General features: G+C 36.3%; 14 protein-coding genes. 11 read left to right on the forward strand and 3 right to left on the reverse strand.

Translation table 11 applies throughout. The annotated features are described in order from the left end of the window. Nucleotides 1-101: 101 nt before the first annotated feature. The 5 genes from MHI40_RS02250 to MHI40_RS02270 all read left to right on the forward strand — a co-directional run bounded on the left by MHI40_RS02250 (nt 102) and on the right by MHI40_RS02270 (nt 3,725). Nucleotides 102-851, forward strand: a complete 750-nt coding sequence (locus MHI40_RS02250) for a gamma-glutamyl-gamma-aminobutyrate hydrolase family protein (RefSeq protein ID WP_340761342.1) — start codon at nt 102-104, stop codon at nt 849-851. A 29-nt stretch (nt 852-880) separates the two neighbouring features. Further along, nucleotides 881-1,969 carry a threonine aldolase family protein gene (locus tag MHI40_RS02255; RefSeq protein WP_340761343.1) on the forward strand — a complete coding sequence of 363 codons (1,089 nt, stop codon included), beginning with the start codon at nt 881-883 and terminating at the stop codon, nt 1,967-1,969. Between the two features lie 52 nt (nt 1,970-2,021). Then, nucleotides 2,022-2,192, forward strand: a complete 171-nt coding sequence (locus MHI40_RS02260) for a hypothetical protein (RefSeq protein ID WP_340761344.1) — start codon at nt 2,022-2,024, stop codon at nt 2,190-2,192. 162 nt (nt 2,193-2,354) lie between these two features. Next, nucleotides 2,355-3,227 carry a patatin-like phospholipase family protein gene (locus MHI40_RS02265; protein WP_340761345.1) on the forward strand — a complete coding sequence of 291 codons (873 nt, stop codon included), beginning with the start codon at nt 2,355-2,357 and terminating at the stop codon, nt 3,225-3,227. A gap of 78 nt (nt 3,228-3,305) precedes the next feature. After that, nucleotides 3,306-3,725 carry a pyridoxamine 5'-phosphate oxidase family protein gene (locus tag MHI40_RS02270; RefSeq protein ID WP_340761346.1) on the forward strand — a complete coding sequence of 140 codons (420 nt, stop codon included), beginning with the start codon at nt 3,306-3,308 and terminating at the stop codon, nt 3,723-3,725. Between the two features lie 95 nt (nt 3,726-3,820). On the opposite strand, the gene MHI40_RS02275 is transcribed toward MHI40_RS02270, so the two are convergent. Next, nucleotides 3,821-4,636, reverse strand: a complete 816-nt coding sequence (locus tag MHI40_RS02275) for an EcsC family protein (protein WP_340761347.1) — start codon at nt 4,634-4,636, stop codon at nt 3,821-3,823. 257 nt (nt 4,637-4,893) lie between these two features. Here MHI40_RS02275 and MHI40_RS02280 point away from each other — a divergent pair, with 257 nt between their 5' ends. From MHI40_RS02280 to ptsP, 6 genes are all read left to right on the forward strand, one after another. Next, a complete protein-coding gene (locus MHI40_RS02280) occupies nt 4,894-6,318 on the forward strand; it encodes a PTS mannitol transporter subunit IICB (protein WP_340761348.1) in 1,425 nt (474 codons plus the stop codon). A gap of 111 nt (nt 6,319-6,429) precedes the next feature. Further along, a complete protein-coding gene (locus tag MHI40_RS02285) occupies nt 6,430-8,559 on the forward strand; it encodes a BglG family transcription antiterminator (protein ID WP_340761349.1) in 2,130 nt (709 codons plus the stop codon). Between the two features lie 15 nt (nt 8,560-8,574). After that, the gene (locus MHI40_RS02290; RefSeq protein ID WP_340761350.1) at nt 8,575-9,012 is read left to right on the forward strand and encodes a PTS sugar transporter subunit IIA; all 438 of its coding nucleotides are present in this window, start codon (nt 8,575-8,577) and stop codon (nt 9,010-9,012) included. Between the two features lies 1 nt (nt 9,013). Continuing rightward, complete coding sequence (locus tag MHI40_RS02295) at nt 9,014-10,180, forward strand: mannitol-1-phosphate 5-dehydrogenase (protein WP_340761351.1); 1,167 nt, start codon at nt 9,014-9,016, stop codon at nt 10,178-10,180. Between the two features lie 24 nt (nt 10,181-10,204). Next, nucleotides 10,205-10,468, forward strand: a complete 264-nt coding sequence (locus MHI40_RS02300; RefSeq protein WP_340761352.1) for a phosphocarrier protein HPr — start codon at nt 10,205-10,207, stop codon at nt 10,466-10,468. A 2-nt stretch (nt 10,469-10,470) separates the two neighbouring features. Continuing rightward, nucleotides 10,471-12,189 carry a phosphoenolpyruvate--protein phosphotransferase gene (gene ptsP, locus MHI40_RS02305; RefSeq protein ID WP_340761353.1) on the forward strand — a complete coding sequence of 573 codons (1,719 nt, stop codon included), beginning with the start codon at nt 10,471-10,473 and terminating at the stop codon, nt 12,187-12,189. Nucleotides 12,190-12,244: 55 nt separating this feature from the next. Here the strand turns inward: ptsP and MHI40_RS02310 are convergent, their stop codons facing one another. Both MHI40_RS02310 and MHI40_RS02315 read right to left on the reverse strand, forming a co-directional pair. Continuing rightward, entirely contained in the window at nt 12,245-12,400 is a 156-nt protein-coding gene (locus tag MHI40_RS02310) for a YfhD family protein (protein ID WP_139219902.1), read from the reverse strand. A gap of 207 nt (nt 12,401-12,607) precedes the next feature. Then, the gene (locus tag MHI40_RS02315) at nt 12,608-13,039 is read right to left on the reverse strand and encodes a hypothetical protein (protein ID WP_093536064.1); all 432 of its coding nucleotides are present in this window, start codon (nt 13,037-13,039) and stop codon (nt 12,608-12,610) included. Nucleotides 13,040-13,063: the final 24 nt, after the last annotated feature.

Below are 13,063 nucleotides of genomic sequence, written 5' to 3' on the forward strand. Positions count from 1 at the left end.
CGTATAAACTAAATATTTGTCGGAATAGTCGGTTACGTTTTTCCAGATTAATATACGGGTATGTAAAAAGAAAACACTTAAAAAGAGATGAGAGAATATATATGAAACCAATAATAGGAATTACAACAGAAGTGCTAGAAGATGGCTGTTATTATATGCCTCCAGTCTATGCAAATGCAATTATACAAGCTGGTGGGATACCTATACTTATTCCTTTAGTTCCGGAGGATGATATAGAAGAACTTAGTAAAAGATTAGATGGCCTTTTTGTTACAGGAGGCGAGGATATTGATCCAAGTTATTATAATGAAAATCCTCATGTACATTTAAAACAAATTACACCTGAATTGGATGAAATGGAGTATAAACTTATTAAAAAAATGTTGGATTTAGACAAACCTTATATTGGGGTATGTCGCGGTTTGCATATGTTGAATATTGTCCAAGGTGGTTCACTGTATCAGTCCATTCATTCACAGCGAGAAGAGCCGGTCATGCAGCATTTACAAAAGGCAGTTCGGACGCATAGATCACATCCTGTAACACTGAAAAAAGATAGTCGAATATATGACTTATTACAGGAAGAAGAATTTAGAGTGAATTCGTTCCATCATCAAGCAGTCAACAAAGTGGGTCAAGGATTGGAAGTTATTGCGAGAGCAACGGACGGGATTGTTGAATGTGTAGAAAGTAAGAATCATAGTTTCGTATTTGGCTTCCAATGGCATCCAGAAGAGTTTGCGGTTGACGGGGACGAGCCATCAAAACGCATTTTTAAAGCGTATATAAATGCAGCGATTGAACACAGAATAAGTAATGCTAATAATATTCCTGCTGTAGTGCTAAAATAAATAGACAATTGAGTTTCAGGAGGGGAAATATGACTGAAAGCATGTCGTTAGTGGAAGTATTTAAGCAAACGCAGTATCAAATAGCCGGAAATGGAAGAAGAAATATACAAATTCTAAAAGAAGCCTTTGAACACATAGATGACCAACAAGACAGTGATATGTACGGAAATGGTGAAATTATTGAGATGTTTCAAAAGAAAATGGCTACATATTTAGGGAAAGAGTCAGCCGTATTCTTCCCAAGTGGCACAATGGCTCAACAAATAGCTCTACGAATTTGGTGCGATGAAAAGGGTATTAAGAGAGTAGCATACCATCCACTAAGTCATTTAGAAATTCATGAAGCAGATGGACTAAAGGAAATGCATCATATTGATACATTATTATTAGGTGATGAATCTGGCTTAATGGAATTAGAAGATGTTCTAAATTTAGATCAAGAAATAGCTTGTCTATTATTAGAACTTCCCCAACGAGAGATTGGTGGTCAGCTTCCTGACTACCAAACCATTGTTGAAATCTCCGAGTATTGCCAAGCAAAGGGAATTCGATTGCATTTAGATGGAGCACGACTTTTTGAAATCCTCCCGTACTATCAGAAATCTGCGTCAGAGGTTTGTGGACTTTTTGATAGTGTATATATTTCATTTTATAAAGGAATTGGAGGAATAGCTGGAGCTATCCTTGCTGGAAATCAGGAGTTTACCCAACAATCGAAAGTCTGGAAACGACGACATGGTGGAGACTTAATAAGTTTGTATCCGTACATCATAAGTGCAAATCACTATTTTGATCAGAGAATATCAAAAATGGAGCAGTATTATGAAAATGCAAAAGAGTTAGCAAGACTATTCAACTCGTGCCCTTTCATACAAACTAAACCAGCTGTTCCCCAATCTAATATGTTTCATGTTCACATTACTAGATCAAAAGAACAATTAGAGACAATATTTAAAGAGGTTTACTATGAAACAGGTATAGGGTTGACTAGCTATCTCAGAGAAGAAAACCAATCAAGCGTTAGTTTCGAGGTTAGTGTCGGAGATCAATACAACTCCATCCCAAAAGGTAAAGTACAGAAGGCATTTCAATCCCTACAAGTTAAGCTGACGGAATAAATGAATAAAACCTCCTAACTTACACAAGTTATTTTCATGGAGGTGAAATTTCATGACGAAGAAAAATAATAAAAACAACAAGAGTAATTCATTAGACCGAGAAGAATATGGTTTCGGTTATGACGTCAGTCCAGATGATTTAGAGGTCTACGTACAAAATAATAATAGACAGAAAAAGAAAAACAATGAAATCAAAGATCAAGCTACTAACGAGAATAAATAACATAATACTAATCAACATACCCATTTACAAGACAGTTATTGTTTTGGAATGGGCTTTTTTTTGAAGTTTCAACACCTACTTTCGCCATAAAATGCTCGGAGGTTCTAATTCTCTCCTTTTTTTCTTACATTGTAACAATGGGTAGAAAAAGGAGGACGTTCATTGTTAATAGATGGTGTTTTTTCAGGAGGTGGATTAAAGGGATATGCACTAGTTGGTGCTTATCAAGTAATAGAAGAAAAAGGGTATAAATTTAAGCGAGTAGCCGGTACGAGTGCAGGTGCTATCCTTGCATGTTTTATTGCTGCTGGTTTTACAAGCAAAGAAATAGAAGAGTTATTAAGTGAACTAGACACATTAACCCTTTTAGATCCTCGAAAAACTATTCTACCAATTCCCTTCATGAAGTGGATAAATCTCTACTGGAGACTAGGATTATATCAAGGGAAAGCGCTGGAAAACTGGTTTTTAGAAAAGCTGGCTTTAAAGGGAGTATATACTTTTTCTGATATTGAGGCAGGTTCGCTGAAGTTAGTTGCCTCTGATCTTACGAATGGCAAAATAATGGTACTTCCTGATGATTTAGAGCGTTACGGGATATCAGCAGCTAGTTTTCCAATAGCACGGGCCCTACGCATGAGCTGTGGAATTCCATTTTTCTTTGAACCCGTCAAATTAAAAGTGACGTCGACTGATACGATAATTGTGGACGGTGGTGTATTAAGTAATTTTCCTATGTGGATTTTTGATAATGGAAACAAAGAGAGACCGATTTTGGGCTTAAAACTTAGTAGTAATTCAGAAGAGATGGAACCTCATAAAATAACAAACGGCTTAAACTTATTTGAAGCATTATTTTCTACTATGAAAAATGCCCATGATGAAAGATATATCTCCAGAAAAATTGAGAAAAACATAATATTTATTCCGGTAGAGGATTATAAAGCAACACAGTTTGATCTGAGCGAAGATATGAAAAACGAGTTACTGGAAAAGGGCAGAAGCCGTGCCAATCAATTTTTGAAAATGTGGTAGGTAATTCCTGGGTGAATGTTTAATTCCATCAGTCAAAGGAATAATAGAACAGAGAATACACTGAAGGAGAGGATATTCATGGCAAAGAACGCAAAAGAGGAAGCACTAAAAATCTTAGATAAAAATATGATTGGTACAATGGCAACAGTTCAACACAACAAACCACATTCTCGTTACATGACATTTTTTAACGAGGAATTCACTCTCTATACAGCAACAAGTAAAAAAACACATAAAGCAGAGGAACTACAGCAAAACCCGAATACGCATATCTTGTTAGGTTATGATGGGCATGGATTAGGAGATAGCTTTTTAGAAATTGAAGGAACAGTTATCGAATCAGATGATGAAGCGATGAAAGAAAAAGTGTGGAACAAAGCTCTTAAAGGCTGGTTCGAAGGCCCAGAGGATCCGGACCTTTTAATCTTGAAAGTTACACCTACCCAAATGCGATTAATGAATACAAAAGGAGAAGAACCTCAAGTTATCGAACTTTGATGTTCCTCTTTATTTTCCCGGAGACCTTTTTGATGTTAAAAAAGGTCTCTTTTTATGCGATTTAAACTGATGGGTAAAATAGTAGTAACAAAAGTTTAGCTTAATAAGTTGCTAGTATTATCTTTGTTTAATCTTTCCACAATTCTTCGTTTTCGATAAAGCATCATTCCAGCTTCACCTATATCATTTATCGCGGAACGATTAATAAATGCTCCAAAAACTAAGCCGGCAATTGGAATCATCTGAAACATTTTTTTCCATCCGAATTGATCTCTATAGGATAATACAACCTCACGCCAGCCTTGCAGCTCCGATAAAACCTCCCGTTTTGTTTCTTCGTCTTGACTATCAAACTTGGAAAGCTGAGCCAAGATAACTTGTTTGCCAACAATGTCGGAAGAAATAAATTGAAGTGATTTAATAATGAACAACCGTTCCTTCTTATCATTCGGGTCATAGCCATAACAAATGGCAATATCCTGCAATGTTTTTAGTTGTAAACCTAACAGGAAAGGAATATCAAGTGACAATGTAAAAATACCTCCAATACCTGTTCCAGCACCTTGAATGGTAGCAATATTTTTTCTGTTTTTTGTTATACCTTTTACAGCCTTGTCCATTGTTGAAACAGGCAATCTGTTTACGTCCTCAACGCTATCAATACCCATATTTGGATAATAGGACTTGATCTTGGAAGTTGAACTCAAATAACTGCCGCCCGTTTGGATATATTGGCCAAGCTCATCAAGTAAAGTACCCATTTTTGTTTGTATAAATTTTGGAGTCCACTTGTCCATTATTTTAAAAGGTAATCGTCCAATTTTTTCCCAAAACCATAAATCGCCTTGATCCTTTTCCCAGGCCTCTATTCTTAAAAGCTCAGATTGTAACCAATCCTTTGAATCTATCATTACTATCACCTCGTTTATAATACGTCCGGTCAACAAAATAGTTTCAATTCAAGGTAGTTTAGGTTTTAATGTAGGAAAAACAAAACAGTCTTTAGAGAAATCAGTGGTTTTAGAAAATATGACAACCAATCAACTTCGATTTTGGCATCATTAAAGACGACATGATAGCGTTTTCATTTTATTGAATATTAAATGTAAACGCTTTAATATGAGAGACAACAAGAAACTTTAATAAAATCAAGGGGAGGATTGCTAAAATGAACACAGAACAGACAGGATTCAAGGTTAAAGTCCAGCGTTTTGGTAGTTTTTTAAGTGGGATGATTATGCCGAATATCGGCGCATTCATCGCATGGGGTCTTATAACAGCATTATTTATACCAACAGGATGGTGGCCTCGTGAAGATTTTGCAGAGCTAGTCGGTCCTATGATCAATTACTTATTGCCAATCTTAATTGGGTTTACGGGTGGTCGTCTCGTTCACGGTATTCGAGGTGGTGTAGTTGGTGCAACTGTAACGATGGGAGTAATCGTTGGAGCAGAAATCCCAATGTTCCTTGGTGCGATGATAGTTGGTCCACTAGGTGGTTGGGTTATCAAGCAGTTTGATAAACTAGTAGAGGGTAAAATAAAAGCTGGTTTTGAAATGCTCGTAAATAACTTTTCAGCAGGTATTATTGGTGGATTCCTAACATTAGTCGCATACAAATTGATAGGGCCAGCAGTTAATGCGTTAACAGATTTTCTTGCAGCTGGAGTTCAATTCATATTTGATGCAGGTCTCTTACCACTTGCAAGTATTTTCATAGAACCAGCCAAAGTATTATTCTTAAATAATGCGATTAATCATGGGATATTAGGTCCTTTAGGTATTGAGCAGGCTGCAGATGCAGGTAAGTCAATTCTATTCTTATTGGAGTCAAATCCAGGACCTGGTCTTGGAATTTTACTTGCTTTCATGGTCTTTGGAAAAGGAGCAGCGAAACAAACTGCACCTGGAGCAGTAATTATTCACTTCCTAGGTGGAATTCATGAAATTTACTTCCCTTATATTTTGATGAAGCCATTCCTACTTGTAGCAGCTATTGCCGGTGGAGCTTCTGGTATCTTTACACTGCAATTATTCAATGCAGGTCTAGTGGCAGCACCTTCACCAGGAAGTATATTCTCTATATTAGCGTTAACTCCAAAAGGAAGTCATATAGGAGTTATATTAGCCGTAGTAGTTGCAACTGCCGTATCCTTCCTGATCGCATCTCTTATTCTTAAAACGTCTAAAGATATAGCGGAGGAAGATTTAGTTAAAGCAACAGAAAAAACTTCTTCACTAAAAGGGTCAGAAAGTAGAGCAGCAGAATTTATAAAACCAACGACAACAGTTGACTCTATGCAAGAAACTTCCCTTGCAAATGTAAAACATATTATATTTGCGTGTGATGCGGGAATGGGCTCCAGTGCAATGGGAGCATCTATCTTAAGAAATAAAATGAAAAAAGAGGGACTTGATGTATCGGTAACAAATACTGCTATTAGCAACCTTCCAGCAGATGCAAAAGTAGTTATTACGCATAAGGATTTGACGAGTCGAGCAAAAGATCAAGTGCCAAATGCATACCATATTTCTGTAGAAAATTTCTTAAATAGTCCAAAATACGATGAACTAATTGAACAACTAAAATAAGAAAAGCGAAAGTGCTAGAGTCCTGAACAGATTCTAAGTAATGCATATACTTTCTTGTTAAAATAGAGACACATCCGAGACTCGGCCTATTTCATAGGCTGAGTTTTGCCAATGATTTGGATCGTTAGGAATGAGGTGTTGACAATATTTATTTCGAGCAGAGAAAAGATGATTATGGAAGCTTTGATAATAGAAAAGGAAGAAATAACGATTAAAGAATTATCCAAAAGAATAGATGTGAGTTCTCGAACTATTCAACGAGATTTAAATAATATCCAAACTATTTTAGACTCCTATCAACTTGAACTAGTTAGAAAATCAGGAGTCGGTGTACAGATTATAGGGGATGAACAAAGAAAGCAAGAATTGGTTCAACAGCTTAAAAAGTTCACACAAAGAGAATATACACTGGAGGAAAGACTGACATTAATCCTATGTATTTTGTATGAATCAACTGAACCTGTAAAGCTCTATTCACTCTCAAAAGATTTGGGCGTTTCCATTTCAACAGTCAGTGCCGATTTGATGAAACTAGAGGAACAATTACAGCCTATCCAACTTTCAATCTTGAAGAAAAGAGGATATGGAGTTGAACTATCAGGGACGGAAAAGGCAAAACGTAGAGCAATTAGTTATGCACTTTCGAAAACCTTGAAGGAAGAGGGATTATTTTCATTAATAAAAGAAAAGATTCATCAAAAATCAAGCAAGTATGAAGATCCAATTTCTGAAAGACTAATGCACCTTGTCGACCGAGAAAAGTTAGGGATGATTGAAGAGGCGATGAAGGACCTTTATCCAGACTTCTCTTTGTCGATGACAGATAGTGCTTATGTTGCGTTAATCGTTCACCTTGCACTCGCTATTGAACGTATTTTGCAAGGAGAAAACATTACGATTGATGAAGCGTATTTAAAGCAGATTTCGCTTGAGCCAGAATATCCTATAGCCCAAAAAATTATCAGTATGTTAATGGACCGTTTCCAGGTGGATATCCCAGAAGCAGAAGTAGGCTATATAACAATGCATCTTCAAGGCTCCAAACTTCGTCAACAAGAAGGGGTTTTAGTGGAGTCTTCCAATTTAGAGTTATATAGACAGGCTAAAAGTTTGGTCAGGGAGATGGAAAAGCAAACTAGCTTTTCTTTATCTGACAATGCTTCCCTTCTGGAAGGTCTCGTTACTCATTTAAAGCCTGCAATCTATCGTATAGAGCAAAATATGGGCATAGCTAATCCCTTACTAGATGAAATACAAACGAATTATAAGGATTTGTTTGAGCAAGTAAAAACGGCTACTCGTAAAGTTTTTCCAAAGCTCCAAGTTCCAAACGAAGAAATTGGATACTTAGTAATGCATTTTGGATCTGCTTTAATTGGGGTATTAGGTAAGGGAGACCTAAAGGCATATATTATTTGTTCTAGTGGAATTGGAACCTCTAAATTACTAGCTTCACGATTACTTCGAGAAATTCAAGAAATTTCAGAGGTAGCTAATATTTCTGTATTTGACCTAAACAAGCTTGCGACTACTATAACGGATAGGGATCTTATCGTTTCCACCATCTACTTGCAGGATTTTCAAAGGGAGTATATTATGGTTAACCCTTTTTTAACAACAGAAGAGATTAACCAAGTCCAGCTATATGCAAGAAGGAAAATGCTCATACAAAAACCTTCTCCACTCGCAAAAGAAAGTAATCCAAATGCAGATGTACTAACAGAAAAAATAGCAAAGGTACACGAATACTCAGGTGTAATGTTAAATGTATTAACTAATTTTCAACTTACGTTGCTAAAAGGCCAACTTACCGTAAAGCAATATATGCAGCGGATATGTGAGAACTTGGAGTCTAGACAAGTCATTACAGAAAAAGAAATAGTAGTAGAAGCCTTACTCGAGAGAGAAAAAAATGGTGGTATTGGGATTCCAGGAACTAAACTTGCACTCTATCATACGCGCCATGAGAACGTACAAAAGCCATCGTTCACTATTCACAAACTTGACCACGTTATTTGTATAAAAGGCATGGATGGTAGTGATGTAGAAGTGGACACACTACTTGTATTATTATCACCTAAATCATTTCTCACAGCAGGGTTAGAGGTTCTAAGTTTGATCAGTACTTTAATCATTCAGAATGAACAAAATATCCACTTGTTTGAAACAGGGGAAGAAGCTCAAATTCATTCATTTTTAGCAGAAGAATTTGAAGTATTTATTAAAGAAAATATAAACTAATGGAGGCGTAATACAATGACATTACCAATTTTATCAGCAGAAAATATTTTACTTAATCAACAAATAGCTACTAAGGAAGAAGCAATCCGACTAGCGGGTCAAATGTTAGTAGACAAAGGTTATGTGGAGACTGGTTATATAGAAAAAATGTTAGAAAGAGAAGAAATGACCTCCACTTTTATGGGCAATTTCGTAGCAATTCCACATGGTACTGATGATGCAAAAAAAGAAGTGAAGGAAACCGGCATTACTATTATTCAAGTTCCAAATGGAGTAGATTTTGGAGATGGTAATATTGTGAAATTGATTTTTGGTATTGCTGGTAAAGGCAATGATCACTTGGATATATTATCTAATATTGCAATTACTGTATCAGAAGAAGAGAATGTAGAGAAGATAGTTAAAGCAACTTCACCTAACGATATTTTGTCCTTTTTTGAAGGAGTGAACTAATATGAATGCTGTTCATTTTGGAGCAGGTAATATTGGTAGGGGATTTATCGGTTTATTATTGCACCAATCGGGATATAAAACATGTTTTGTAGATGTAAATGCAGAAATCGTTAATTTATTGAATGAGAAGAAACAGTATACTGTAAAGCTTGCGGAGGCATCTGGGAAAGAGTTAACCGTTGAAAATGTATATGCGATTAACAGTTTAAAGGATCCAGAACTTGTCGTAGACGAGGTAGCAAATGCAGATGTTATTACCGCTGCAGTAGGACCAAATATACTTCCCCTAATAGCGGGATTATTAGCTACTGGATTGAAAAAACGTCTAGAACAATCGAAAAACCCACTAACGATTATTGCGTGCGAAAATATGATTGGTGGAAGTGCCTTTTTAAAAGAAAAGATATTCGAAGAGCTGACGAATGAGGAGAAAACTCAATTTGACATGTATTATAGCTTTCCAAATGCAGCGGTAGATCGAATTGTCCCCAACCAGACTAATATTGATAAATTAGCAGTAACAGTGGAACCGTTTTACGAGTGGGTTGTAGATGAGTCTGAGATTAAAGGTGCTACTCCCCCAATACATGGAGTAACATTTGTTCAAGATTTAGAACCTTTTATAGAACGTAAATTGTTTACTGTTAATACAGGTCACGCAGTTGTTGCCTATTTTGGTTATTTGGCAGGGATACGTAACATGCATGAAGCTCTTGAAAATAGTGAAATTAGAGAAATGGTTGAGCAAGTACTAAAGGAGACTGGTCGATATCTGACTGCAACTTACTCGTTTGATGAAAAAATACATGCTGACTACGTACAAAAAATCATAAATCGTTTTGCTAATCCATATATTTCAGATGATACTACAAGAGTAGGACGTTCACCGATGCGTAAACTTAAAAAAAATGATCGACTTGTCCGTCCTGCGACCAAATATGTAGAAATGTTTAGTGAGAATCCTTTATACTTAACTAGAGGAATAGCAGCAGCTTTACACTATGACTTTAAAGAAGATCCAGAAGCAAACGAAATACAATTGATGATTGAACAAAAAGGATTACAGTTTACGATTGAAAGAACGACAGGTATTGAACCAGGTACAGGTTTATTTGAAATGATTCAAAAGCAATATGAAGAAATTGCAATAAAGAAAAGCAAAAAATAAAACAATTAAAGGGAGAAGATTATTATGACAAATCATACGTATACAGTAGTGGCAGAATCAGGAATTCATGCAAGACCAGCAACAGGACTTGTTCAAACAGCTTCAAAATTTGTTTCAGATGTATTTATGGAGTATAAAGGGAAAAGGGTTAACCTTAAATCGATTCTTGGTGTTATGTCACTTGGTGTTGGTCAAGGCGGAAGTATTTCTATATTTGCAGAAGGTACTGATCAACAAGAAGCACTAGAAGCAATTGAAAGCTTTCTAAAAACTGAAGGGATTATTTAATCATGACAGAAATATTAAAAGGAATTGCTGCATCCAGTGGTATAGCCATTGGAAAAGCATTCCTGATGACAGAACCAGATTTAACGGTGACAAAAAGTACAGTAACGAATAAAAAAGAAGAAATTACTCGATTTCATGAAGCTGTAAATGCTGCCAAATTAGAGCTTCAAAAGATACGTGACCGTGCTGAGGTTGACTTAGGGACAGAAAACGCCGCAATTTTTGATGCGCATTTACTTGTACTAAGTGACCCAGAGTTACTAGGTGCAGTAGAAAGTAAAGTAAATGACGAAGCAGTAAATGCAGAAACTGCTTTACAAGAAACGGCAGATACATTAATTGTCATGTTTGAACAGCTGGATAACGAATATATGCGTGAGCGAGCAGCGGATATACGGGATGTAACGAAACGAGTAATTGCAAGGTTATTAGAGGTTGAGGTCCCGAATATTGGATTAATAGATGAAGAAGTTATTATCATTTCCAAAGATTTGGCACCTTCAGATACTGCTCAACTGAATAGAGCATTTGCTAAAGGATTTACAACTGACATGGGAGGTCGCACTTCTCACTCAGCCATTATGGCTCGCTCATTAGAGATTCCTGCCGTTGTTGGTACAAAAAACGCTACATCTGCAATTAAACAAGGTGATTTAATCGTTGTGGACGGAGATAATGGGGAAGTCCTTATAAATCCTCCTACCGATGTTGTAGAGAGCTATGTAGAAAAAAGAAATGAACAAGAAGCAGAGAAGAAGCAACTCTCCTTGCTAAAGAATAAGAAAACTATCACATTAGATGGTATACAAGTGGAAGTTGCTGCAAACATCGGAACTCCCAAAGACGTCGAAAGCGTCCTTGAAAACGGTGGTGAAGGAGTAGGGCTATATCGTACCGAGTTTTTGTATATGGAACGAGATACTTTACCAACAGAGGAAGAACAATTCCAAGCATATAAGCAAGTGCTTGAAAAAATGGGTGATAAGCCCGTTGTTGTTCGAACATTAGATATTGGAGGAGACAAGCAACTTCCATATTTAAATCTTCCAGAAGAAATGAATCCATTCCTTGGCTTCCGAGCAATTCGACTGTGCTTAGAGGAACAAACAATTTTTAGAACTCAACTACGTGCATTATTACGAGCAAGTACCTTTGGTAATCTTAAAATAATGTTTCCAATGATTGCGACTCTAGAAGAGTTTAGAGAAGCGAAAAAATTATTACTAGAAGAGAAAGAACAGCTTCAACAGGAAGGTACACTTGTATCAGAGCAAATAGAAATTGGTATTATGGTAGAAATACCTTCGACTGCCATATTAGCTGATCAATTTGCTAAAGAAGTGGACTTTTTCAGTATTGGAACCAATGATTTAATCCAATATACAATGGCTGCAGACCGAATGAACGAGTCTGTTGCTTATTTATACCAACCTTATCATCCAGCTATTTTACGTTTAGTTAAAATGGTAATCGATGCTTCGCATGCTCAAGGAAAGTGGACAGGTATGTGTGGTGAAATGGCAGGAGATACAATTGCCATTCCATTATTGGTTGGTTTAGGGTTAGATGAGTTCTCCATGAGCGCTCCTTCCATGCTAAAAGCAAGAAATCAGATAAATCAGCTTACACAGCTAGAGATGAAACAGATTACGGAAAAGGCACTATCTATGCAAACTTCCGAGCAAGTGAAGCAATATGTAAAAGAAACCTTGAAGTTTTAGTATTTTCAAATAAAAGCACTAGGAAACCCACCTATAGAAGTGGGTTTCCTGGTGCTTATTTTCTTTTGACCTTCGGAGCAGTTTTATTTAGTTCTTCAAATTCCTTGGCAAATTCTTCTTGAATTTCGTTTGGTTTGATTTTAAGGTTTTTAGGCGTTTGAGGTAATGAATCTTTGTTGTTACTTCTACCTTTTTTATCGTCTCTTCCCATGTAAAAACTCCTCTCCATTTGTTCGATCTAACTTAATATGGCTAATTTCAAACGATTTACACGGGAGTTGGAAAAATATTAGTTTAGTATACAGAAAGAACTTCATTAAAAAACGTTGTTAGTTATACACGAAAAAGTATCGTAAGCTCGATAGCTAAACAAAAAACTCAAGTACATGGACTGAATTCTCCAAGTACTTGAGTTTTTTTACTTTTTATTGAAAAAGGTAGTTAGTTGTTGCTTCGTTGGGGCTTGAATTTTATAAGTTAACTCACGATCACCGCTATTTTCTATACGCGGAATGATGGACTCTATTACATTAAATTTCCAAAAAGACGGTTTACTTTTTGTACTCTTTTCCGTATCCTTTGTCATCATTTTACGTTGAAACGGGTGCAACTTAGCCATCAAAAACTTTTCTTTTATACGTATTAATAAGTATCCCTCGTCTGTTTCAGGATTGAACTTTTTCATTAGGGATTCACCTAACTCAAACGTATTCGATTTGTTTTGAACAGATGGTGATAGAACTAAAATATTCCCTTTACGGAACAATGCTGTATTCGACACTTGCTTGAGACCTAAATCGTTAATAAGAAAATCTAAGTTCACTTGAGACGCTTCACTAGCAACTGACATATTCCATACCTCCTCGACATTTAC

The organism is Psychrobacillus sp. FSL H8-0510 (assembly GCF_038008345.1).
Taxonomy (GTDB): domain Bacteria; phylum Bacillota; class Bacilli; order Bacillales_A; family Planococcaceae; genus Psychrobacillus; species Psychrobacillus psychrotolerans.